This window comes from Polaromonas sp. P1_F9, from assembly GCF_056405615.1.
In genome coordinates, this window is the sequence record NZ_JBFUBT010000001.1 from 792,002 (window position 1) to 815,404 (window position 23,403).

At 61.3% G+C, this 23,403-nt stretch carries 20 protein-coding genes; 6 read left to right on the plus strand and 14 right to left on the minus strand.

From position 1 onward, the window contains the following. Positions 1-2: 2 nt before the first annotated feature. From AC1DYR_RS03715 to AC1DYR_RS03745, 7 genes are all read right to left on the minus strand, one after another. On the minus strand, positions 3-488 hold the full coding sequence (locus AC1DYR_RS03715) for a copper chaperone PCu(A)C (RefSeq protein WP_477703882.1): 486 nt from the start codon (positions 486-488) through the stop codon (positions 3-5). Between the two features lie 57 nt (positions 489-545). Then, the gene (locus tag AC1DYR_RS03720) at positions 546-1,118 is read right to left on the minus strand and encodes a YcnI family copper-binding membrane protein (RefSeq protein WP_477703883.1); all 573 of its coding nucleotides are present in this window, start codon (positions 1,116-1,118) and stop codon (positions 546-548) included. Positions 1,119-1,325: 207 nt separating this feature from the next. Further along, positions 1,326-1,706, minus strand: coding sequence for a DUF2946 family protein (locus tag AC1DYR_RS03725; RefSeq protein ID WP_477703884.1), 381 nt, complete (start codon positions 1,704-1,706; stop codon positions 1,326-1,328). Positions 1,707-1,929: 223 nt separating this feature from the next. After that, positions 1,930-2,703, minus strand: a complete 774-nt coding sequence (locus AC1DYR_RS03730) for a molybdate ABC transporter substrate-binding protein (RefSeq protein ID WP_477703885.1) — start codon at positions 2,701-2,703, stop codon at positions 1,930-1,932. A gap of 134 nt (positions 2,704-2,837) precedes the next feature. Continuing rightward, positions 2,838-3,686 carry an ABC transporter substrate-binding protein gene (locus AC1DYR_RS03735; RefSeq protein WP_477703886.1) on the minus strand — a complete coding sequence of 283 codons (849 nt, stop codon included), beginning with the start codon at positions 3,684-3,686 and terminating at the stop codon, positions 2,838-2,840. Beyond that, positions 3,683-4,372, minus strand: coding sequence for an ABC transporter ATP-binding protein (locus tag AC1DYR_RS03740; RefSeq protein WP_477703887.1), 690 nt, complete (start codon positions 4,370-4,372; stop codon positions 3,683-3,685). Before AC1DYR_RS03740 ends, AC1DYR_RS03735 begins: the two co-directional genes overlap by 4 nt. Further along, positions 4,369-5,115: an ABC transporter permease gene (locus AC1DYR_RS03745; RefSeq protein WP_477703888.1), complete on the minus strand. Its 747-nt coding sequence runs from the start codon at positions 5,113-5,115 to the stop codon at positions 4,369-4,371. Before AC1DYR_RS03745 ends, AC1DYR_RS03740 begins: the two co-directional genes overlap by 4 nt. 168 nt (positions 5,116-5,283) lie before the next feature. On the opposite strand from AC1DYR_RS03745, the gene AC1DYR_RS03750 reads away from it, so the two are divergent. Beyond that, the gene (locus AC1DYR_RS03750) at positions 5,284-6,396 is read left to right on the plus strand and encodes a substrate-binding domain-containing protein (protein ID WP_477703889.1); all 1,113 of its coding nucleotides are present in this window, start codon (positions 5,284-5,286) and stop codon (positions 6,394-6,396) included. A 35-nt stretch (positions 6,397-6,431) separates the two neighbouring features. On the opposite strand, the gene senA is transcribed toward AC1DYR_RS03750, so the two are convergent. Further along, positions 6,432-7,688 carry a selenoneine synthase SenA gene (gene senA / locus AC1DYR_RS03755; RefSeq protein ID WP_477703890.1) on the minus strand — a complete coding sequence of 419 codons (1,257 nt, stop codon included), beginning with the start codon at positions 7,686-7,688 and terminating at the stop codon, positions 6,432-6,434. Between the two features lie 426 nt (positions 7,689-8,114). On the opposite strand from senA, the gene AC1DYR_RS03760 reads away from it, so the two are divergent. The 4 genes from AC1DYR_RS03760 to AC1DYR_RS03775 all read left to right on the plus strand — a co-directional run bounded on the left by AC1DYR_RS03760 (position 8,115) and on the right by AC1DYR_RS03775 (position 13,772). After that, positions 8,115-9,881: a FimL-related protein gene (locus AC1DYR_RS03760; protein WP_477703891.1), complete on the plus strand. Its 1,767-nt coding sequence runs from the start codon at positions 8,115-8,117 to the stop codon at positions 9,879-9,881. Between the two features lie 137 nt (positions 9,882-10,018). Beyond that, positions 10,019-11,080, plus strand: coding sequence for a selenide, water dikinase SelD (gene selD / locus AC1DYR_RS03765; RefSeq protein WP_477703892.1), 1,062 nt, complete (start codon positions 10,019-10,021; stop codon positions 11,078-11,080). Positions 11,081-11,363: 283 nt separating this feature from the next. After that, positions 11,364-11,963 (plus strand): TRAP transporter small permease subunit, encoded by a 600-nt coding sequence (locus AC1DYR_RS03770; RefSeq protein WP_477703893.1) that lies wholly within the window; start codon positions 11,364-11,366, stop codon positions 11,961-11,963. 15 nt (positions 11,964-11,978) lie between these two features. Beyond that, on the plus strand, positions 11,979-13,772 hold the full coding sequence (locus AC1DYR_RS03775) for a TRAP transporter large permease (protein ID WP_477703894.1): 1,794 nt from the start codon (positions 11,979-11,981) through the stop codon (positions 13,770-13,772). 490 nt (positions 13,773-14,262) lie between these two features. Here AC1DYR_RS03775 and AC1DYR_RS03780 read toward each other — a convergent pair whose 3' ends face one another. After that, entirely contained in the window at positions 14,263-15,579 is a 1,317-nt protein-coding gene (locus AC1DYR_RS03780; protein WP_477703895.1) for a chloride channel protein, read from the minus strand. 103 nt (positions 15,580-15,682) lie between these two features. On the opposite strand from AC1DYR_RS03780, the gene AC1DYR_RS03785 reads away from it, so the two are divergent. Then, the gene (locus tag AC1DYR_RS03785) at positions 15,683-16,171 is read left to right on the plus strand and encodes a MarR family winged helix-turn-helix transcriptional regulator (protein WP_477703896.1); all 489 of its coding nucleotides are present in this window, start codon (positions 15,683-15,685) and stop codon (positions 16,169-16,171) included. A gap of 290 nt (positions 16,172-16,461) precedes the next feature. On the opposite strand, the gene AC1DYR_RS03790 is transcribed toward AC1DYR_RS03785, so the two are convergent. The 5 genes from AC1DYR_RS03790 to AC1DYR_RS03810 form a co-directional block, all read right to left on the minus strand. Then, positions 16,462-17,541 carry a TRAP transporter substrate-binding protein gene (locus AC1DYR_RS03790; RefSeq protein WP_477703897.1) on the minus strand — a complete coding sequence of 360 codons (1,080 nt, stop codon included), beginning with the start codon at positions 17,539-17,541 and terminating at the stop codon, positions 16,462-16,464. 224 nt (positions 17,542-17,765) lie between these two features. After that, complete coding sequence (locus tag AC1DYR_RS03795; RefSeq protein WP_477703898.1) at positions 17,766-18,845, minus strand: TRAP transporter substrate-binding protein; 1,080 nt, start codon at positions 18,843-18,845, stop codon at positions 17,766-17,768. 260 nt (positions 18,846-19,105) lie between these two features. Continuing rightward, positions 19,106-20,185, minus strand: a complete 1,080-nt coding sequence (locus tag AC1DYR_RS03800; RefSeq protein ID WP_477703899.1) for a TRAP transporter substrate-binding protein — start codon at positions 20,183-20,185, stop codon at positions 19,106-19,108. Between the two features lie 280 nt (positions 20,186-20,465). Then, positions 20,466-22,376, minus strand: a complete 1,911-nt coding sequence (gene dxs / locus AC1DYR_RS03805) for a 1-deoxy-D-xylulose-5-phosphate synthase (protein WP_477703900.1) — start codon at positions 22,374-22,376, stop codon at positions 20,466-20,468. A 65-nt stretch (positions 22,377-22,441) separates the two neighbouring features. Further along, the gene (locus tag AC1DYR_RS03810) at positions 22,442-23,362 is read right to left on the minus strand and encodes a polyprenyl synthetase family protein (RefSeq protein WP_477703901.1); all 921 of its coding nucleotides are present in this window, start codon (positions 23,360-23,362) and stop codon (positions 22,442-22,444) included. Positions 23,363-23,403: the final 41 nt, after the last annotated feature.

Here is a 23,403-nt window from a genome sequence, read left to right on the forward strand (position 1 = left end):
AATCAGTGCTTGTGCTCGGCCGTGGCACCGGCCGCTCCCGGTGCTGCAGTGGCAACCGGCAGCTTCAGCTCGAGCTTGCTTTCCACACCTTTGGCGTCCTTGAACAGCAGGGTCACGGGGATTGTGCTGTCTTTGGCCAGCGGTGCCTTGAGGTCCATCAGCATGACGTGGTAACCCCCTGGCTTGAGATCGATCTTTTTGCCTGCAGGCAAATCAAGCGATGGCACGGCACGCATTTTCATGACGTCGCCGTCCATTTTCATTTCATGCACTTCAGCCACGCCCGCCACCGGCGACGACACGCCGATCAGCTGGGCCCCATCCTTGGCGGTGAGGCTCATAAAAGCCCCCGTGCCTTTTTGCCCTTGCACGGTGGCACGCGCCCACGCCCCATCGACCTTGACGGCGGCCGTCTGGGCCAGGGCGGCCATGCTGGCCAGTGCCATCGAAAATGCCAACACGGCTTTTGAGAATTTTGCGGATGTCATGTGTAAATGCTCCTTGAAGCAGTAAATTGAATCGGAAATAAAATCGCCGGGGCTCGCTCAGTGATTGTGTTCACCGCCACCTGCAGGCATCAGCTCAAGCGCAGCAGCAGGGTTTTTGAGATCCGACAGTTTTTGGCCTGGCTTGGGCACTTCGGCCCAGTCAACCTTGCCGTTCTCGCAAACCTGGCTGACCGGCCAATACAACATGCCCGCTTGTGCAGGCAGTTTGGCCTGCAGCACAAATTCGTCGTACCAGTCGTTCTGCAGGTAGTCTGCCGGGGTTTTAGCCGTCCAGCTGATTCGCGACACGTCTTCGGTGACGGTTTTGCCGTGGTCCAGCAGCGGCTGCGCCAGCTTCTCACGTGTGACCTCCAGCGTCCAGCCTGCTTTGGGCATGGGCTTGGCGCCCTGCACACCCGCGGGGATGGTGACCACGATCTGTTTGACGGGTGAATTGCCGCAACCATGCCCGACCTTGAATGTGCCCTTGTAATAGCTGCCTGCATTGGCGACCTGGTATTCCAGGGTGACGTGCGCGGCGGCGGGCAGCGATATGGCAATAAAAATAGCTCCAGCCCAATGGGGATAAGCGTAAGCAGCTATGGTTTTAATAGCATTTGAGTATTTCATGGTTGATTCTTATGAGATTGAAAATGAAAGGCAGCAGGATTTGCGGCTCGAATTGAGGGCCAGCCAGCGCAGCGAGCGCCCTGCCGGACGGTGCACCGGTGCGCAGAAAGGCTCGCGAATGTGCACGCTGAAATGAACGACTGCACGGCGCCGGCCGCAAGGCCCGTGCGCGGGATGCCTGAGGCCTCCAGCGAGAGGCGATTCAGTTCAAAGAGCGGGAGGTCCGCGGCTGAAAGGCAGCCCCGAGATGGCAGTGCCGGTGGTTGCCGGAATATCCGCCACCGCAACCGTGGTACCGGTAACACAGGAAACGCTTGCTACCGGTAGAGGTGGCAGTGCCAACCCTGCTGAGCCGCACAGGTCGCAGCGCTGGCCTGGGGAGGCTGCATTGCCGTCGGTGGAGTCAATTCCGGCATCAGACGAAGCGGTGTTGACAGTACAAATGCCGCTCAGCTTGCCGCTGCGCACGTCCTGGGCGAGCATGGACACCGGTGCCCACAACGCCGCCGCCACGGCCAGGAAAGCCAGCCAGGCAGCAAGGCGTTCCCATACGGGAAGGGTCGGGCGGGATACGGGGTGGTGGGGCACGGAGTGATTATATGTAGCCCCCACGCTCCCCCACTTCGTGTGGGTCGCTGCCCCCCGAGGGGGCCGCCCGCCCTGCGGCCCGGCAAAGCCGGTTCCGCGGCTCATGCTGGATTAATGAGTGCAAGCGGGCAGCCGCGGGACTGGCTTTGCCGGGCCGCAGGCGCCGCCCCCTCGAGGGGGAACAGGCTACACGCAGTGAGACTGGACGCGGGTGGGTGTCTTGCTAGGGCGCCCCAAAACCAAACCGCCGAAACACCTCCTGCGCTTCCGGCGTCAACAAGTAGGCAGCAAACTGCCCAGCAGCTGCATCCCCGCTTCGCGCAGTCAGCCCGTAGGCAGCACTCACCTGCAGGGCTGGCGGCATCTGCACCACGTTCATCCGCGGCACTTCTTTGCGAACCGCCACAGCATTGGTGCAATAAGTCAGAAACAGATCAGCACGCCCTTCCGAAACCAGCCACTCATAAACCCCCCGGCCTGCTGGAGGCTGGGGCGCTTCAGTCGAGCCGGTGAGTTTGAGCGCCTTGGCATCCAGTGCCGTGTAAGCACCGGGCTTGAGTGCTTCTGCCTTGCCGAACACTTCCCACGCATAGTCGCCCGACGGGTCCGCCTTGGGCGTGGAGGTGCCGAGCTTGACGGCGGGGTCCAGCATCAGCTCGAGCAGTTTGCCGGGCTCGGCGTTGAGATGCGGCACGGCCAGTGCACACAACTGGTTGCGCACAAACAGTGTGGGTTGCACCCATGCACTGCCCGCCGCGGAATAGAGGCGCTGGGGATGCTGCGTATCGGCCGATGCGAACACCTGCGCCGGCTCGCCTTTTTCGATGCGCTCGCGCAGCAGACCAGAAGCGCCAAACGTCAGCTGGGTTTTGACGCCTGTGCGGGATTCGTAGGCGCGGGACACTTCCGTGAGCGCCTCGCGCAGACTGCCCGCCGCGTACACGCGTAGCGGCGCGGCGGCCTCAGCAGAGGCTGCGGGCGATTGGGCATGCGCCATAGACAGGCCTCCTGAAAAAACAACCGCCGCAGCAATCCATGCCAGCAGGGGCCACGGAACCGGCTTCGCCGGGCCGCAGGCGCCGCCCCTTGAGGGGGGACAGGCTACACGCAGTGAGCCTGGGCGGGGTGAGCTCATTTGGTTGCGTTGGGGAAGAACAGTTGTTCACCGTTGATCTTGTAGCCGGCGATCACGTTCTGGCCTGCGGGCGAAATCACCCAGTCCACAAACTTCTGCGCTTCCACCACTTTGGTCTGCGGATGTTTCGCGGGGTTCACCACCATCACACCGTACTGGTTAAACAGCTTGGTGTCGCCTTCGACCAGCACAACCAGGTCACCGCGATTTTTGAAGGACAGCCAGGTGCCGCGGTCGGCCAGCACATAGCCGCCGCTGCTGGCCGCGATATTGAGAGCCGGGCCCATGCCGCAGCCACAGGCTTTGTAATTGGTGAAAGCGGGCTTGTCGGCTGGTGTCTCGACGCCTGCGGCTTTCCAGTAGCGAAGTTCGGCGGCATGCGTGCCGCTCTTGTCGCCGCGAGAGATAAAACCGGCATTGGCGGCGCTGAGTTTTTTCAGCGCCTCGACAATGTCCTTGCCCCTGGTTTTGGCCGGATCAGCTGCGGGGCCTATCAGCACGAAATCGTTGTACATGACAGGAAAGCGCTTGATGGCAAAACCTTCGGCCACCACTTTTTCTTCCGCCACCTGGTCATGCACAAACAGCACGTCGGCGTCCCCCCGGCGGCCCATGTCGATGGCCTGGCCGGTGCCGACAGCGACTACTTTCACGTCAATGCCCGTGGCTTTTTTGAACTCGGGCAGCAGGTAGGGAAAGAGGCCCGACTGCTCGGTCGAGGTGGTTGACGCCATCACGATGGTGTTGGTTTGTGCTATCGAAACAGTAGCTGCCAGCGCAAGCGGGACAAGCGCCAAGGCCCTGATCGACCCGAAAATTCCCGAAACCATGCTCAAGCTGTTCATGCAAGTTCTCCTTTTAAAAATGCTTCCGCCGCTGCGGGGACAGGACCGGTGAAAAAGGCCGCAGTCGGCAAGTCGACTACCAGCCGGCCGTGCTCAAGGTAAATCACCCGGCTGGCCAGCCGCTTGACCTGCCCCAGGTTGTGGCTGCTGAAAATAAGCGTCATGCCAGCGTCGGCAAATTCCGCCATCAGGCGCTCCACCTCGCGCTTGGCCGTGGGGTCCAGGCTGGCCGTGGGTTCGTCGAGCAGCAAGACCTGCGGCTTGAGCGCCCAGGCGCGCGCCAGCGCCACACGCTGCTGCTGCCCGCCCGACAGCGCCTTGGCATTGCGTGTAGCCAGGTCTTCCAGCCCCACCCGTTCCAGGGCGACCAGTGCCTGGACTTTGGCCTCTTGCCAGCGCACGCCACCCAGCCACAGTCCGAGTGCCACGTTGTTCAGCACACTGGCGCGCAGCATGTAGGGCCGCTGGAACAGCATGGCCTGCCGCAATTGCACGTCGTGTTGAAAGCTGCCGGCGGAAGGCCGGACCAGGCCGTTGAGGGTTCGCAGCAGCGTGCTCTTTCCGCTGCCGTTGGCGCCCACCAGCGCCAGCCTTTCGCCGGCCTTGATGCGCAGGCTGCAGCCGCTGAGCGCGTGAACCTGGCCGAACTGCACGCCGATGGCGTGCAGGTTGAAAACCTGCGTCATGGCTGCGCGCCCCCGGTGGCCAGGGCCACATCCGGCAGACGGTCGTCGAACTGCTCGCGCCAGCGCCGCACCAGCGCTATCAGGATGTTGAGCAGCAGCACCACACCCAGCAGCACGATGCCGAGCGCAAGTGCCAGCGGCAAATCGCCCTTGCTGGTCTCCAGCGCGATCGAGGTGGTCATCACGCGCGTGAAGCCGTCGATGTTGCCGCCGACCACCATCACCGCACCGACCTCCGAGATCGCCCGGCCGAACGCGGCGATCAGCACCGTCAGCAACGCATAACGCTCGTCCCACAAAAGAATGAGGCCGCGCACGAAGCGGCCCGCACCCAGCGACTGGAATTGCTCGCCATGGGAACGGTCGGCGTCTTCAATGGTCTGGCGCACCAGGGCGGTGACGACCGGCAGCACCAGCACGGCCTGCGCCAGCACCATGGCCTTGAAGGAAAACAGCCAGCCCAGGAAACCGAGCGGCCCGGTTCGCGAGAGCAACAGGTACACCACCAACCCGACCACCACCGAGGGCAGGGCCAGCGTGGTGTTGAGCAGGGCCAGAACCGCACCGCGGCCGCGAAAGCACGACACGCCCAGCCACGCACCGAGCAGCAGGCCGCCGCCGCAGGCAATGAGGCAGGCAGAAGCGCTCACGGCCAATGAACGGGCCACGATGCTGGCCAGCATGGGATCGAGCGAGGTGATGAGCGTGAATGCCGTGGCGACGCTGTCTGAGAAGGTGTTCATGTCAAAGCTGTGCGGCACTCTAGCGTAGGGCCTAAGTCCTTGATTTGCATTGGGAATCATCGCTATGAATGCGTTTGCATAGGTTGACCCGCCGCTTCGCAGCGCGCCCGCCCTTCGCCTGTCGCTGCTGACCTGTGCACTCATAATCAGTGCACTTACCGCTTTGCCATGCATAAAGTCGAACTCTCTTACCTGCTCACGCCACAGCGCGGCAAAAACGCCCTGATACGCAATCCGCTGATGGACATGCTCCATGCGGTGCGTGAGCAAGGCTCCATCTCAAAAGCCGCCAAAGCGCTCGACCTGTCGTACCGCCACGTATGGGGTGCACTCAAAGACTGGGAGCAGACCCTGGGCCGAACACTGATCGTCTGGGACAAGGGCCAGCGGGCACGGCTCACGGAATTCGGCGAAAAACTGCTTTGGGCCGAACGGCAGGCACAGGCTCGGCTGGCGCCCCAGATCGAAGCGCTGCGGGGCGACATCGAGCGGGCTTTTTCCACCGCCTTTGACGACAACGCCCATGTGCTCACGCTTTATGCCAGCCACGATGCGGCGCTTTCCGCGCTGCGCGAGCAGGCCAGCCCGCGCGGGCTGCACCTGGACATCCGGTTCATGGGGAGCGTGGACGCCATTGCCGCCCTGAACGCGGGGCGCTGCATGATGGCCGGATTTCACACGCTGGACCAGCCTGGCAGCCAGTCCGTGACCGCCCTGACCTACCGCAACCTGCTCAAGCCCGGACTGCACAAGCTGATCGGTTTCGCCCATCGCAAGCAGGGCCTGATCGTGGCCAAAAACAACCCGCTGCACATCGCCGGCATCACCGACCTGGCAAGGCCGGGCGTGCGTTACGTGAACCGGGCAGAAGGCACCGGCACACGCGTGTTGCTGGATGAACTGCTGGGCAAAGCCGGTGTGGCGACTTCAGATATCCAGGGCTACCAGAGCCAGGAGCCATCCCATACGGCCGTGGCCCAGGCGATTGCCAGCAATGTGGCCGATGCGGGCCTTGGCATTGAAACGGCAGCGCGCGAGAAAGGGCTGGGCTTCATCGCCCTGGCCGAGGAGCGCTACCACCTGGTATGTCTGAAGTCCGAACTGCCCACGCCGCAGGTGCAGGCACTGCTCAAGGAGCTCCAGAGCAGCGACTGGCAGGCCACGCTGGGAGAGTTGCCCGGCTACAGCGGCGAAACGGCCCAGAGCGGCAAGGTGCTGTCCCTGCGCGCCACCTTGCCCTGGTGGACATACCGTAAGGAAAAATTGGCGAAAAATGTCTAAATCCCTTTATGGACGAGCGCAAGTAGCTATTCTTTTTATAGCGCGCAGGACCTGAAGCCACAGAAAATATCATCCCGACCAGGCAGGCAGAAATTGCGGAACCGGGGATGCTTCAGGCGCGCACGCGCGGCGAATGAGCCGCCGCGCAGCACCTTGTGGCTGCCGAACCAGGGTTCGGAATAGGCAGCGAAAGGGCCGGGCACAAAACCCGGGTAAGCGCGAAAGGTGGTGCCCGTCCACTCCCACACGTCGCCCCAGCGAAAGCCCCTGCGGGCGGCCGTGCACGCAGCGGTTTCCCATTCCACTTCTGCAGGCAGGCGGCGGCCCGCCCAACGGCACCAGGCGTCAGCCTCCCACCAGCTCATGTGCATGGCCGGCTGGTTGCCGAGCATGCGCATGGCCTTGCCAAAGCGGGTCAGCATCACGGCGCCGCTGGCCACGCCGATCTGTTCAACGTAACGCGGACCGCGCCTGCCTTCGCTTTTGACGGTGGCTTGCAACCACTCCCATCCCTCGGGCTGCCAGAACTCGGGCCGGTCATAGCCGCCGTCATCGACAAATTCCACGAACTGCGACCAGCTCACCGGCTGCGCGTCGATCTCGAACTCCGGCACGCTGATGTCGTGCAGCATCAGCTCGTTGTCAAAAGCAAAACCTGCGCTGTCCGATAGCGCGGCAGAGCCCATTTTCCAGACGGTAGCCGGAACCAGCAGAGCGCCCCGCAAGGCCATGGGCGGGGGCGTGAAGGCTTGCAGCAAATCCTTGTCCATGGGCACACCCAGCATTTGTGCCGCATGGGTCAAGGCTTCGGCCTGCATGTCCTCATAAAAGAGGCACAGGCGGTAGAAGTAGAGTGCGCCGCTGTCTTCATCGGCTTTTCCCAGCAGTTCCAGCGTGCTTTCCAGCGTGTCGAGCAGATAGGCACGGCAAGCTGCCACATCGGGCAGGTCAAGCGCCCAGCGCTGGCTGTGGGGAACACTCGCAGGGTCCCACCAGCGGTCGGCGTTGGGCTCGACCGAAGCGAGGCGGGTGTGCCCCGGTGCGCAGCGTATTCCCTGTGCGCGCTGCACATTGCGGCCGATCCACCATTCCTGGAACCAGCCGACGTGGCCGAGCATCCACAGCGGAGGGCTCAGCAGCGGGGAGGCCGGCACGGCAAAACCAACGGATTCCAGCGCCTGCTGGTACTGGCCAAAAATCCGCAAGGTGTGGTTGCGGGCATCCATCAGCGCCAGCGACAGGACGTCACGGCCCCCGCTGCGCATCAGGGGCGAGTCAAGCAGGCTGTTCATTGTGGCGACTGTCTGAGGACGTGAGGAATGAAGTGCTGGACGAGACGAGTAATGAAAAGGTGTGGCGCCCTCACCCCGGACAAAGTTGCGGCAAGGGCTGCCACGGATGGACACAAACAAGGCGCCACCAAGTCAGGCGCCCGTTAAAGCCAGAATAGCAGACGGACCGACGGCGACGTCGCATAAGTGATTAGGTTGCATGTAGGTCTGGAGTACAAATGAGGATCAGGCCACCGCTCCGCCACACTGCCAAAAATATTGATGAAAAGATGTCGCGCTACAGCGACTTACCCCCTTTTGTAACAACAGGTACACGGATAGACTCCGGCCAGTCGCCCCGTATCTTGAGAATGCCTGCGGGTGTCTGGAGGACGCACCGACTGCCCCTCGACCTCGCCCCTTGACTCACTCACCAGCACGCCACTTATGCAACCACACGATCTGAACTCATCGCCCGCCGAGCTCGACATGACGCTCCTGGACCTCGGGCCCCTGGCGTGGGTGCTGGAAGAACTGGGCAAGTCGCTGGAAGGCTCCAACAAAGCCCTGAAACGCTTTTTGAGGGAGGCCGAAGGCGTCAGCAACTCGGATCTTGCGGCACTCGATGCCGGCCAGTTACGCATTGCCCGCCAGCAGTTGCACCAGGCGGTCGGCGCGCTCGAGATGGTCGGCATGAGCGCGCCTGCACTGGTGCTGCGGGCGATGGAAACGGCGGTGCAGAAGTTCATCCAGTCGCCGGGGCAATGCACGCAGGATGCCGCAGCCAAGATCGAACTTGCCGGTTTTTCCCTGGCGCATTACCTCGAAGACGTGCTGGCCGGCAAACCAGTGTCTGCGGTGTCACTTTTCCCCCAGTACCGCGACATCCAGGCCCTGGTTGGCGCAGATCGCGTCCATCCTGCGGATCTCTGGGTGTTCCAGTGGCGCTGGATAGAGCCGGTCCTCAATATCACCGTCGACGCCAGGGCGTACGGCGGTGAATCCCGGCAGCTGCTGGACCGGCTGATGCTGACCCTCATTCGAACCGGTGATGCAGAAGCCGCGCAAAGCCTCAGCGATGTGTGCCTGGGGTTCGCCCAGGGTCAAACCGGCATCGAACCCAGGACCTTCTGGAAAATAGCAGCGGCGTATTTCGAAGCACTGGCAAAAGGCCTGCTGAAGATCGATCTTTACGTGAAGCGCGCCACCCTGCGCATCTTGCTGCAGTATGTCTGGCTGGCCAAAGGCACGGAGGCTTCGGCCCGGCTTGCGGAAGATCTGCTTTTCCTGTGTTCGCAGGCGAAAGTCCCGCGTTCCAGCGATGCACCGGTGCTGTCGGCAGTGCGCTCGAGTTATGGCTTGACGCGGTTCAAGCCGGTTGACTATGAATCGGTCCAGTTCGGCCGCTTCGCCCCGGCCCTGATCGCGCAGGCCCGCAAGCGCATCAGCTCGGCAAAGGAAACATGGTCCGCAGCCACCGCTGGAGACCTGAGCAAGTTCAGGTCCCTGAACGACCAGTTCAGCCTGGTGACGGATTCACTGGTCAAACTGCACCCGCCGAGCGAGCCGATGGCGCGGTCGCTGACGCGCGTGATCGCCTCGACGGTCAGTTCGGGTCAGGCTCCCAGCCCCGAGTTGGCGCTGGAGGTGGCAACCGCCGTGCTGTACCTGGAAGCCGTGTTTGACGATTTCGACCCCAACGACCCGCGCCTGTGGGCCCGGACAGCCCGGCTCGCGGAGCGACTTGAAAGCGCCAGGACGGGCGGACAGCCACAACCGCCGGAATCGTGGATGGAGGAGCTGTACCAACGCGTCAACGACAAACAGACCATGGGAAGCGTGGTGGGCGAACTGCGCGTGGCCCTGGGTGTGCTGGAAAAATCCCTCGACAGCTTTTTCCGCACGCCGGAGGACAAAAAACCCCTGGCCGTGGTGCCAGGACAGCTCGCACAGATGCAGGGCGTGCTGTCCATGCTCGGGGTAGACCAGGCAGCGGTGGCGGTGATGCACATGCGCGAGCTGGTGGAACAAATGCTCAAACCTGGTGCCAATGAGCAGCAGGCCCACATGGCAAGATCGGTCGATCGCCTCGGCAATAATCTCGGCGCCTTGAGCTTCCTGATTGACATGCTCAATTACCAGCCCGGCCTGGCAAAAAAACTGTTTGTGTATGACGCGGTGAAAGGTGAACTGAAGGCGGACAAGGACAACTGAACCGGAAGGAGCGCCGCCGGGACCGCGTCTCAGGGCAGCAGGTGAAATGCCTGAGAAAGCACCCTTGTTTTAAACTGGCTGCCACGCACACAACCCGCGCACCGCCGGTACCGCGGGTAAGCCATTGAAAGCACTCGATGAACGCCCCTGAAACTCTTCCGGGCACCCCGCCCCGGCTCACCAGCCTGTCGCATGGCGGCGGTTGCGGATGCAAGATTGCGCCTGGTGTGCTGAGTGAAATCCTCAGAAACTGCAGCAACCTCCCGATTCCGCCGCAGCTGCTGGTGGGCATTGAAACCGCCGACGACGCAGCTGTTTACCTGCTCAATGACGAGCAGGCGCTGATCGCGACGACCGATTTCTTCATGCCCATCGTGGACGACCCCTACGACTTCGGCCGCATCGCCGCCACCAATGCGATCAGCGACGTCTATGCCATGGGCGGCACGCCCATCATGGCGCTCGGGCTGGTGGGCATGCCCATCAATGTGCTGCCGCTGGAGACCATAGGCGCGATCCTGCGTGGCGGGCAGGACGTTTGCCGCGATGCGGGCATTCCGATCGCGGGGGGCCACACCATCGACTCGGTCGAGCCAATTTATGGCCTGGTGGTGCTGGGCCTCGTGCACCCTTCGCGTGTCAAGAAAAATTCCGGTGCCAAGGTCGGGGACGTGCTGGTGCTGGGAAAACCGCTGGGCATCGGCATTCTTTCTGCGGCACTGAAGAAGGAACAGCTCGATGCCGCAGGCTATGCCCGCATGATCGCGCTCACCACACAGCTCAACAAGCCGGGTATCGAGCTGGCACGCATGGAAGGCGTGCATGCGCTCACCGACATCACCGGCTTTGGCCTGGCAGGCCACGGCCTGGAACTGGCCCGCGGGGCCGGCGTCCAGTTGCGTATCGACTGGCAGCGCGTGCCGCTGGTCAGTGGCACGCGCGAACTCGCAGCACAAGGTTGTGTGACGGGCGCCTCGGGGCGAAACTGGGCCAGCTACGGTGGTGAAGTCAATCTGCCGGCTGCTTTTTCCGAGGTGGACAAGGCCTTGCTGAGCGACCCGCAAACCTCGGGAGGCCTGCTGGTGTCCTGCAGCGCGGACAGCGCCGACCAGGTGCTGGCGATCTTCCACGCCCAGGGCTTTGACGACGCGGCGGTGATCGGGGAAGTCATCGCGGGCGCGGGCATGGCCGTGCGCTGAATCAGGTGCGCACTTATGCCGCGGCCAGCTTGTGCCGCGGGCAGAGCGCGTGCCCATCAAGACCATGGGCCAATACGCCTTCGACTTGAAAAGCCCGCCAAATCGGGCCGAACCGCGTGTTTACCCCTATGTATCCGGGGGCCTACCGTCAAAATGCTGTCAGCTTGCCTTCTATAGTTCTTTATAGAATTTCACTGCTGCAAAGATCCATCCGGACTCACCGCCCAAAGCGGAGACTCCGGATGAATTTTTATGCGGATTACCTTTACCCCGGAGACAAACAATGCGCGCATTACTGAAATTTTCAAATGCGGTGGACTGGATCAATACGCAGATCGGCAAGCATGTCATCTGGCTGATCCTGGCCTCCACCCTGATCAGCGGCGTCAACGCCATCGTCCGCAAGGTGTTCAACGTGAGTTCCAACGCCTACCTGGAAGTGCAGTGGTACCTGTTTGCCGCGTCATTCCTGATCGCCGCCGGCTATACCCTGCTGCAAGGCGAGCACGTCAAGATCGACGTAGTCTCCAGCCGGCTTTCCAAGCGCGGGCAGATCTGGGTGGACATCATCGGGTTCACCATCTTCCTGACACCGGTGTGCTTTGCCCTCATTTACTACGGCTTCCCGTTTTTCCTGCGCGGTCTGCAATCCGGTGAGGTCTCCGGCAACGCCGGCGGCCTGATTCGCTGGCCCGTCTACGCGATGATCCCGCTCGGTTTCACCCTGTTGTTGCTGCAAGGATGGTCGGAGCTGATCAAGCGCATTGCGTTCCTCAAGGGCCTTATCGAAGACCCGACCGTCAAGAAGGTCGAAAAAACCGCCGAAGAAGAACTGGCTGAAGCCATCCGCAGGCTTGCTGAAACAAAAACCAACGCCGGCTGATCGGGAGACACATTCATGGAATTTTTTATTCACAACCTTGCCCCGATCATGTTTCTGGGGCTGATCGTTTTCCTGTTGATGGGTTTTCCGGTTGCTTTCAGCCTGGGCGCCTGCGGCCTGTTTTTTGGCTTTATTGGTGTGGAACTCCGCGTGCTGCCGGAAGCACTTTTGCAGGCTCTGCCGCTGCGTGTTTTTGGCATCATGCAGAACGACACGCTGCTGGCTATTCCCTTCTTTACCTTGATGGGATTGATTCTTGAACGAAGCGGCATGGCGGAAGATTTGCTGGACACCATCGGCCAGCTCTTCGGCCCGGTTCGCGGCGGCCTGGCGCTTGCCGTGATCTTCGTGGGCGCCCTGCTGGCGGCGACGACGGGTGTGGTTGCCGCATCGGTGATCTCCATGGGCCTGATCTCGCTGCCCATCATGCTGCGCTACGGCTACGACAGGCGCATCGCCGCCGGCGTCATCGCCGCCTCCGGAACCCTGGCGCAAATCATCCCGCCGTCCCTGGTGCTCATCGTGCTGGCCGACCAGATGGGCCGCAGCGTAGGTGAAATGTACAAGGGTGCGTTCATCCCGGGTTTTGCGCTGACGGGCATGTATGTGCTCTACATCGTGGGCTTGGCCATCTTCAAGCCGCACTGGGTGCCCGCCCTGCCGGCCGAGGCCCGGACCATACGCGAAGACAGCGGCAAAAACGGCCTGCTGTCGCTGCTGGTCCTGACGGTAATTTCGACCGGCATCGCCTTTTACTTCGGCGAACACTACGCGGCCGTGCAAAGCTGGGTGACGGGTGTGCCGGTCACCACGGTGGCAACGGATGAAACCATCGTCGTCTCCATGTGCGCGGGTGTCATGCTCGCCTTCGTCATCGCCGTGATCAACAAGGTCTCGGGCCTGAAACTGCTTTCGCGCATGGCCGAACGTGTCACCTTTGTCCTGATCCCGCCCCTGCTTCTGATCTTCCTGGTGCTGGGCACGATCTTCCTGGGCATCGCCACACCGACAGAAGGCGGCGCCATGGGTGCACTGGGCGCCTTCATCATGGCCATGGTGCGGCGCAGGCTCAGCTTCTCGCTGCTCAAGCAGGCCCTAGCGACCACGACCAAGCTGTCCTGCTTCGTGGTGTTCATCCTGATCGGCTCCACGATGTTCAGCCTCACTTTCCAGGGTGTTGATGGGCCGAAATGGGTCGAACACCTGCTCACCGGCTTGCCCGGCGGCCAGACCGGCTTCCTGATTGTGGTCAACCTCTTGATCTTCTTCCTGGCCTTCTTCCTGGACTTCTTTGAACTGTCGTTCATCGTGGTTCCTTTGCTGGCACCTGTTGCAGAAAAACTCGGCATCGACCTGATCTGGTTCGGCGTGCTGCTAGCCGTGAACATGCAGACCTCGTTCATGCATCCGCCGTTCGGGTTCGCACTCTTCTATCTGCGCAGCGTGGCGCCCATCAAGGCCTATACCGACAGGGTCACCAAGAAGCTGATCGAGCCGGTGACGACCATGCAGATCTACTGGGGTGCCGTGCCCTTCGTGCTGATCCAGGTCATTATGGTCGGGCTGATTATTGCGTTCCCTGGCATTGTCTCCAGCGGCCTGGACAAGAAGCAGGTCTATGACCTGGACAAGGTGCGCATCGAGATGGAAAACAACATGCCCGCCGTAGAACCGGCAACAGATCCGTTCGCGCCCCCCCCCGAATCGCCGGCTTCGGACGCCACGAGCGGCATGCCTGCACCGGACACCGCACCGGCCGCGGAGACCGACCCCATGAAGGCGCTGGAAGAAGCCGTGAAAAAGAAATAGGCGGTTTCCTGCCGTCTCCATGCCCCGTTTTTACGGGGCTTTTTTGCGCCTCGAAAAAGCAGCCTGCACCCGGCTCGACCGCCAGGCCACACGGAACGAACAAGGGAAATAGAGGGAGAGGAAGCCAGGGGGGCGCCAAACGCTAGACGCTCAACCAAACTTCCTTTAGGGCCCTCATCGACCGACCGGCAGATTTTTCTTGCCATCTGAATGCATGGCCGTTTCTCGAGGAAAGCGTCTCCAATGGCGCAACGTCGTGCCCGGCAGATTCCAATTGGTTTTCGCGAAACAAATGGCCCAATCTACGATTGGACTATCTCGATTCATCGCCACATGCAGCCCATAAAAAAGAGCCCCCAGAGGGCTCGAGCCTCTGAGGGCTCCAAGGTCCTCGCTGGGAAATAAGTGGAATTGCGCTTACCAATTATGTTTGTGCAAATGTATTTTGCATCAGGTCTTTCCCTGCCTGAAACCAGAGCTTGTCAGGTGTTCAGGCTTTGGGCAGGCGCAGCAACTGCAGATCCGCCAACAGGGAATAAAGCGGGACACTGACCAGGCGTGAAACGGCGCTTGCGACCAGCGCGCTGGCCATCAGACTGAGCACCAGTCCATGGCCATCGACCATCTCCATCACAATGATGAAGGCCGTCATCGGCGCATGTGTGACGGCGGCCAGGAACCCCGCCATGCCCAGCGCTATCAGCGTGGGCGCGTTGACGTAGCCGGTGAGTTGGGCAATGTCGTTGCCCAAAGCGCCGCCAATCGCCAGCGATGGTGCAAAAATGCCACCCGGCACGCCGGACCAGGTGGTGAGCCAAGTGGCGATGAATTTCAGAAGCACATACAGCGACGAGGATTCACCGCCGCTTTCCAGCATCGTGCGCGTATGCGCGTAGCCGCCGCCATAGGTATCGCCATGGCTCACGCAACCCAGCACCGCCACCGCCAGACCGCAACCGGCTGCGAAACGGACGGGTGCTTTCTGCCGGAAGCGGCTGAACCAGTCTGGTGTGCTGCCGGCCAGGGACACCGCAAGCAGGCGGGAAAACAGCCCACCCGCCAGACCGCTGCAGACGGCGACCAACAAGCCCGGCAGCAGCAAGGCCATGCTGATGTTGTCGACATGGATCACTCCGAAATAGGTGGCATTGCCGTAAACCGAAACGGCCATCAAGCCGCCCAGCACGATGGCCGCCAGCAACAGCCCGTTGCTGCGCTGCTCAGGTTTGCGCGTCAGTTCTTCAATCGCGAACATTACGCCGCCCAGTGGCGTATTGAATGCCGCGGCAATGCCGGCTGCGCCGCCGGCCAGCAACAGGCCCTGCTCCGATACCCGGGAGCCCGAAGGTAGCCAGCGACGGGCGTGATACATGACCCCGGCCGCGATCTGCACTGACGGGCCTTCGCGGCCCAAGGACAACCCGCCCAGCAGTCCCCAGGCTGTCAACAGCATCTTGGCCACGGCAAGCCGCAATGACACAAACAGGCCGCGCGAGTCGGCGGGCACATTGGGTGCCAGAGCGGCCATGACCTGCGGAATGCCCGAACCACCAGCACCCGGAGCGTAGCGCCTGGTTACCCAGACGATGGCCGCCGTGCAAACAGGCGTCCACAGCAGCGGCCCCCACCAGTAGCTCTTTTCGAACACGAAGAAAAGCCTCAGCGCATGCTCCGTCAGCCAGGTAAATACCACAACCGCCAGACCCGCCAGCACAGCTGACGCCAATACCACCGTGCGACCGGCCCAGAGGCGCCAGTCGGCCATCTCACTTCGCAGGTTTGAGAGAAAAGGAGGATGGGATTTCATTGCGCGCCGGATAGATACATTTGGGGAAATGCAATTTACATTCCCCCAAATGTAAACTACGTGGCATTAAAGCGGCACTGTGGCGCGAACTATCATCTTGAACATGAAGCCTGAGACACCTGACAACAACCCCAGCGCCACCACGGCCCAAGTCCTTAGGCGGTTTCGTGTGGTGTTCAACGCCGTACGAAGCCATTTTCAGCAGGTGGAAAACCAGGTGGGACTGGGCGGTGCGCAGGTCTGGGCGCTGGCCCTGGTGCGCGACCAGCCGGCGATTGGCATGGGTGAACTCGCCAAAAGCATGGACATCCACCAATCCACGGCAAGCAATCTGGTCAAGATCCTGCTGCGCAAGGCGTTCATCCGGATGGACAAGGCGCCCGGCGACCGGCGCAATGTTCAGCTGACCATCACACCGGCCGGACTGGAGGTTTTGAATCAGGTACCCGGCCCCTTCGAGGGCGTACTGCCGCTGGCGCTAGGTAAACTGACGCCCACCAGCCTGCAGCGATTGGATGAGGATCTGGCCGAACTGATCGCACTGTTGAAAGCCGATGAAGAGGCCGGTGGCATACCGTTGGCCGAAATGTAGGGATGCACACCAAACGGCCCGCGGAAACAAAGCGCGCCGGGATCGCAGGTTCTCGAAGCGGGCTGTCACAAGGCAGTTACAGCCAGACATTGAGAGACTCGTCAGCTTTATTTTTCAGAAACCGCGCATTGAATGCCATGCATAAAAGTCACCGGGAAGAGATGAACTGATATGGCACGGCTAGCCGTGACAAAGAAAAGCCCGCCTGAAACAGGAGGGCTTTTCAATTCAAGACTTTAGTTGAACGTCTCGTGCCAAGCGGGAATTTCCGAGCAGAAGGGTTCCGGCTCTTACATCTTGCGGCTTTGCATGAAGGTATCGAAGCGCGACTCGGCGAAACGGAACCAGAGAATCTGGTCGCGCTGGAAGGCTCGGTAGTCGCCGTAGATCTTCTTCCAGTCCGGGTTCTTGGCGGCGATCTCTTCGTACAAGTCCATGGAGGCCTTGAAAGAGGCTTCAAGCACCGCGGTGGGGAAAGGCAGCACCTTGGTGCCCCCGGCGACCAATTGCTTCAGCGCGCCGGGATTGCGGGCGTCGTACTTGGCCTGCATGTCGATGTGCGCGTGCGAGGCAGCGGTCTCGACGATGGCCTTGTATTCCGCAGGCAGGGCCTCGAGCGCCTTGTTGTTGATAAAGAAATCAACTTCGGGGCCGCCTTCCCACCAGCCGGGGTAATAGTAGAACGGCGCCACTTTGGCAAAACCGAGCTTCTGGTCGTCATAAGGGCCGACCCACTCGGCAGCATCCAGCGTGCCCTTTTCGAGGGCCTGGTAAATTTCACCGCCAGGCAGGTTTTGCGGTACCACACCGAGGCGCTCAACCACCTTGCCGGCGAAGCCGCCAATGCGGAACTTCAGGCCCTTGAGGTCGGCCACGGTCTTGATTTCCTTGCGGAACCAGCCGCCCATCTGGGTGCCGGTGTTGCCACCGGGGAGGCTCACCATGTTGTACTTGGCATAGAACTCGTTCATGAGCTTGCGGCCGTTGCCCTCGTACATCCACGCGGACATCTGGCGCGAGTTCATGCCGAAGGGAATGGCCGCGCCGATGGCGAAGGCCTCGTTCTTGCCGAAATAGTAGTAAGGCACGGTGTGGCACATTTCCACCGTTCCCTGCTGAACGCCGTCGACGACGCCGAAGGCAGGCATCAGTTCACCGGCCGCGTGCACGCTGATCTGGAACTTGCCGCCAGTCATCTCGCCGACCTTCTTGGCGAACACTTCGGCACCGCCATAAATGGTGTCAAGCGGCTTGGGGAAGCTGGAAGCCAGGCGCCAGCGAATGGCGGCCTGGGCGTGAACAGCAGGTGCCACACCAGCGGCCAGTACACCGGCAATACCGGCGTTTTTGATAAGTGAACGACGATCCATTAAATGCTATCTCCTGAAGGGTGGTCGGGTTTGCGGTCCGAATGGACCTGCGGGGGGCCAGCTGGCAATCGACGGCTATGCAAGCCGTGCTTTTGAGCAAGAGGGCAGAGATCTATTTTGTCAGCATTTCACACTGCTTGCCCAACCCCGTTTTAACAGTATCGGGACAGGCGTAAAAAAACCGCCTGCAAGAGGCGGCTTTCGGGATGACCGATGGGCCAGGTTCAGAGTTTCTGGGCTTGCATGAAGCGGTCAAACGTGGCTTCCGTGAAACGGAACCACAGGTTCTGCTCGGCGCGGAACTTGGAGTAATCGGCGTAGATCTTTTTCCAGTTTTCGTTCTTGGCACCAATCTCTTCGTACAGGGCCATGGACTCTTTGAAAGCAGCGTTCATCACGTCGATCGGGAAAGGCCGCAGTTTGGTGCCCGCACCTACCAGTTGCTTGAGCGCGCCCGGATTTTTTGCGTCGTATTTGGCCTGCATGTCGCCATGGGCCTGGGCCGCAGCCGCTTCCACAATCGCCTTGTTCTCGGGCGTGAGGGCGTCGAATGCCTTGTTGTTGATGAAGAAGTCCAGCTCGGGACCACCCTCCCACCAGCCGGGGTAGTAGTAAAAGGGAGCGACTTTGTTAAAACCCAGTTTCAGGTCGTCGTAAGGTCCCACCCACTCGGCGGCATCAATCGTGCCTTTTTCGAGGGCCTGATATATCTCGCCACCGGGGATGTTCTGCGGCACGCCGCCTATGCGCTCCAGGACCTTGCCGGCGAAGCCGCCTATGCGCATCTTCAGGCCCTTGATGTCCTTGACGGATTTGATTTCCTTGCGGTACCAGCCGCCCATCTGGGCGCCGGTATTGCCGCCCGGGAAGTTCACGATGTTGTACTTGGCATAGAACTCGCGCATCAGCTTCATGCCGTTGCCTTCGTACATCCAGGCACTCATCTGCCGGCTGTTCAGGCCGAAGGGGATCGCGCAGCCCAGCGCAAAGCATTCGTCCTTGCCGAAAAAATAATAGGGCGCGGTATGGCACGCCTCGACGGTACCCTGCTGCACACCGTCAACCACGCCGAAGGCGGGCATCAGTTCGCCGGCCGAATGGACGGAGATTTCGAACTTGCCGCCCGACATGGCTTTCACGGCCTTGGCAAATACTTCGGCGGCGCCAAAAATGGTGTCAAGGGACTTGGGGAAGCTGGAGGCAAGGCGCCAACGAACGGCAGCCTGTGCATGAACAGCAGGTGCTACACCCGCGGCCAATACACCGGCAATACCGGCGTTTTTGATAAGTGAGCGACGATCCATAAAACTCTCTCCTGAAGTTATCGAATTTTGCGTTGATCTGCCAGATCGGTTCAGCGGACTACAACAGTTGAATTGCATTGCCTTGATTGAATCGGCGGAGCATGGATACTTTGTCACTCTTTTGCATAAAAACACCCCGTTTTTACCCGTAGATCGCACACAAAAAAGCCGCCTGGGCAGACGGCTTTTTGACGAAAACGTTTCAGCGAGCGGCTTGCCAGTTGCAAGCCACCCGCCCCTATCGGATCAAGCTAGCAACGTTACAGCTTCTGGCTCTGCATGAAGCGGTCGAAGGTCGCCTCGGTAAAACGGAACCACAGGTTCTGGTCGCCGCGGAACTTCGAATAGTCCGCATAGACCTTGCGCCAGTTTTCATTTTTGGCCGACAGCTCTTCATACAGCTTCATCGACTCCTTGAAAGCGGCGTTCATGACGTCGGCCGGGAATGGCCGGAGCTTGGCGCCCGCACCCACCAGCTGTTTCAGGGCCGTCGGATTCTTGGTGTCGTATTTGGCCTGCATGTCGACGTGTGCGGCGGCGCTGGCCGCTTCCACAATCGCCTTGTATTCGGGCGACAGCGCGTCGTAGGCTTTCTGATTGATGTACAGGTCCAGCTGCAGGCCGCCTTCCCACCAGCCGGGGTAATAGTAGTTGGGTGCCACTTTGTTGAAGCCCAGCTTCTGGTCATCATAGGGACCGATCCATTCAGCGGCATCGATGGTGCCTTTTTCCAGGGCCTGGTAGATCTCGCCGCCGGGGATGTTCTGCGGCACACCGCCCAGGCGCTCGATGACCTTGCCGGCAAAACCGCCGACGCGGAATTTCAGGCCTTTCATGTCGGCAACGGACTTGATTTCCTTGCGGAACCAGCCACCCATTTGCGCGCCGGTGTTGCCGCACGGAAAGCTGATCATGTTGTATTTGGCGTAGAACTCGCGCATCAGCTTCAGGCCGTTGCCTTCAAAGGTCCATGCGCTCATCTGGCGGCTATTAAGGCCAAACGGGATGGCGCCACCGATGGCAAAGGTTTCGTCCTTGCCGAAGAAATAGTAAGGCGCCGTATGCGCCGCGTCGATGGTGCCCTGCTGTACGCCATCAACCACACTGAAAGCTGGCATCAACTCACCGGCCGGATGCACCGAAATTTCAAACTTGCCACCGGAAATTGCCCTGACGTGTTTGGCAAAGGCTTCAGCACCTCCATAGATCGTGTCCAGCGATTTGGGGAAGCTGGATGCCAGGCGCCAGCGAACAGCGGCCTGCGCGTGAACGGCAGGCGCTACGCCTGCGGCCAAAACGCCGGCAACGCCTGCGTGTTTGATGAGAGAACGACGATCCATCAGGTTGACTCCGAAGTGTGAAAAAGAAAATCTGTGACTGGCGCATGCACCCGAGTGGCTGCTGCTGCAGGTCTTGGAGAATTCTAGAAATGAGGGGGGTGTAAGCCGGGCGGGTAAACCCTTGAAGAGCTGACGGGAAGCTGTCTATGTGGCCCCCACGGTCGCGCACTTCGTGTCGCTCCCTGCCCCCCCGGAGGGGGCCGCTGCGCCTGCGGTCTGGCAAAGCCAGTCCCGCTGCCCCTGCTTGGTTTAAAAACCTCAGGGTATGCGAAGTCCGCGGTCAGGCGACAGACTTGAGCGCCGGTTTTCCAGACTTACCGGACCCGAGCAGTGCACCGAAACGAGCCGTGATGGCGGCTTCCATGCCTGCGGCGTCCAACCCCTGCAAAGACAACAGCTTGGCCGGGTCGCCGTGTTCAATGAATTCGTCTTTGAGGCCCAGGTGCAGTACGGGCTTGTTGATGCCTGCGGCTTGCAGGGCTTCGCTGACGGCGCTGCCGGCGCCGCCCATGATGGCGCCTTCTTCGACCGTGACGAGGGCTTCATGGCTGGCTGCCACTTTGAGCAGCAGTTCGGTGTCCAGCGGTTTGGCCCAGCGCATGTTGACGACGGTGGCGCCGATTTTTTCTGCGGCTTGCAGGGCCGGGTATAGCAAAGTGCCGAAAGCCAGGATGGCAACACCCGAGCCTTCGCGGCGGACTTCGCCTTTGCCGAAGGGCAGTGCCTCAAGGCCGGTTCCCGGCTTGATGCCGGCGCCGGCACCACGCGGGTAGCGCACAGCCACCGGATGGTTTTGCTCGAAAGCCGAGCTCAGCAGCATGCGGCATTCATTTTCATCGGCGGGGCAGGCCACACTCATGTTGGGAATGCAGCGCAGGTAAGGAATGTCATAGGCGCCCGCATGCGTGGCGCCGTCGGCGCCGACCAGGCCGGCGCGGTCCAGCGCGAACACGACAGGCAGGTTTTGCAGGGCCACATCGTGAATCAGCTGGTCGTAGCCGCGCTGCAGAAAGGTGGAGTAAATCGCGACCACGGGCTTGAGCCCTTCGCAGGCCATGCCCGCGGCAAAGGTCACCGCATGCTGCTCGGCGATGCCGACGTCGTGGTAGCGCTCGGGAAAGCGCCTGTGGAATTCAACCATGCCCGAGCCCTCACGCATGGCCGGGGTGATGCCGACAAGCCGGCTGTCGTGCTCGGCCATGTCGCACAGCCACTGGCCGAACACCTGGGTGAAGGTCTGCTTGGCCGGTGCACTGGACTTTTGCAGGCCCATGGCCGGATCGAACTTGCCGGGGCCGTGGTAGGCGATCGGGTCGGCTTCGGCGAGCTTGTAGCCCTGGCCTTTTTTGGTGACCACATGCAGGAACTGCGGGCCGCCCTTGGTATCCATCAGGTGTTTGATGTTCTCAAGCGTAGGGACCAGCGACTCGAGATCATGGCCATCGATGGGGCCGATGTAATTGAAGCCGAAGTTTTCAAACAGCGTGGCAGGCACGACCATGCCCTTGGCATGCGACTCCAGGCGCTTGGCCAGCTCGAGCAGCGGCGGCGCCACGCGCAGCACCTGCTTGCCCATGTGCCTGGCGGATGCATAAAAGCGCCCGCTCATCAGCTGGGCCAGGTAACGGTTCAGTGCGCCCACCGGCGGGCTGATGCTCATGTCGTTGTCGTTGAGCACCACCAGCAGCTTGCAGTGGTCATGCACGCCCGCATTGTTCAGGGCCTCGAAGGCCATGCCGGCGCTCATGGCACCGTCGCCGATGATGGCCACCGCATGGCGGTCTTCACCTTTTTGCTGGGCAGCCAGCGCCATGCCAAGCGCGGCGGAAATGGAGGTTGACGAGTGAGCCGTGCCGAAAGTGTCGTAGGGGCTTTCGTCGCGGCGCGGAAAGCCCGACAGGCCGCCAAACTGCCGCAGGCTGTCCATGCGCTCGCGCCGGCCCGTGAGGATTTTGTGCGGATAGGTCTGGTGGCCCACGTCCCACACCAGGCGGTCTTCGGGGGTGTTAAAGACGTAATGCAGAGCCACCGTCAGCTCCACGGTGCCCAGGTTCGAACTCAGGTGGCCGCCGGTTTTTGAAACACTGTCAAGCACGTAGGCGCGCAGTTCGTCGGCCAGGGATTTCAGGTCAACTCGGGGCAAGCTCCGCAGGTCGGCGGGGCTGTTGATGGTTTCAAGCAATGGGTACATCGTGGTGTCGCTGTTTATGGCAAGGCCGGTTTCCCGGTCCGCGGTATTCAATCCTGATGACGGCTTCAATGATGACGGTTCACAAGCATGTCCGCCAGTGCGCGCAGAGCATCAGTGTGACCCAGCCCGCTGGCGTCCAAGCTGCGCAGCGCCTTGCCCAGCAGCTGCTGCGCATAGGCTTTGGAGTCTTCCAGCCCCATCAGCGATACAAAGGTGGGTTTGTCCTGGGCGGCATCCTTGCCGGCCGTCTTGCCCAGTGTGGCGGAGTCAGCGGTGACGTCCAGGATGTCATCAACGACCTGGAAAGCCAAGCCGACGGCGGCGCCGTAATCGCGCAAGGCGTCTTGAGCGGCCGGCGTCGCAGCGCCACAGGCGGCGCCCATCATCACGCTGGCCTGCAACAGCGCACCGGTTTTGAGCCGGTGCATTTCATGCAGCTGGACGGAGGTCAGCGGCAGGCCCACGCTGGCTAGGTCAATGGCCTGGCCGCCGGCCATGCCCTGAAAACCGGCCGCCTGGGCCAGCATGCGGCACAAATGCGCCTGAGTGCCCGCGTCGACAGAATGATCGGGCGGCGTGAGGAACTCAAACGCCAACGCCTGCAGGGCGTCACCAGCCAACAGTGCCTGTGCCTGGCCGAACTTCACATGCACCGTGGGTTTGCCGCGGCGCAACACATCGTTGTCCATGCAGGGCATGTCGTCGTGCACAAGCGAATAGGCGTGGATCAGTTCTACCGCGCAGGCGGCTCGCAGGGCGGCTTGCGCATTGCCCTGCACGGCCTCACAGGCCGCCATGACCAGCAAGGGCCGCAGGCGTTTTCCACCGTCGAGCACGGCATAACGCATGGCGTCGCCCAAGCCCGCAGGCGCAGGCGCGTCGCTGGGGCAGGCAACCCAACGCGACAAGGCGCTCTCGACATTGGCAAGCTGCCCGGCACTCCAGGCGCTCAAGGTAAACAAAGGCAGTTTTTCAGGGGCGTTCAATCGTGGGTCTCTTTTTTAGGGGGTGAAGGAATGTTCTGCCT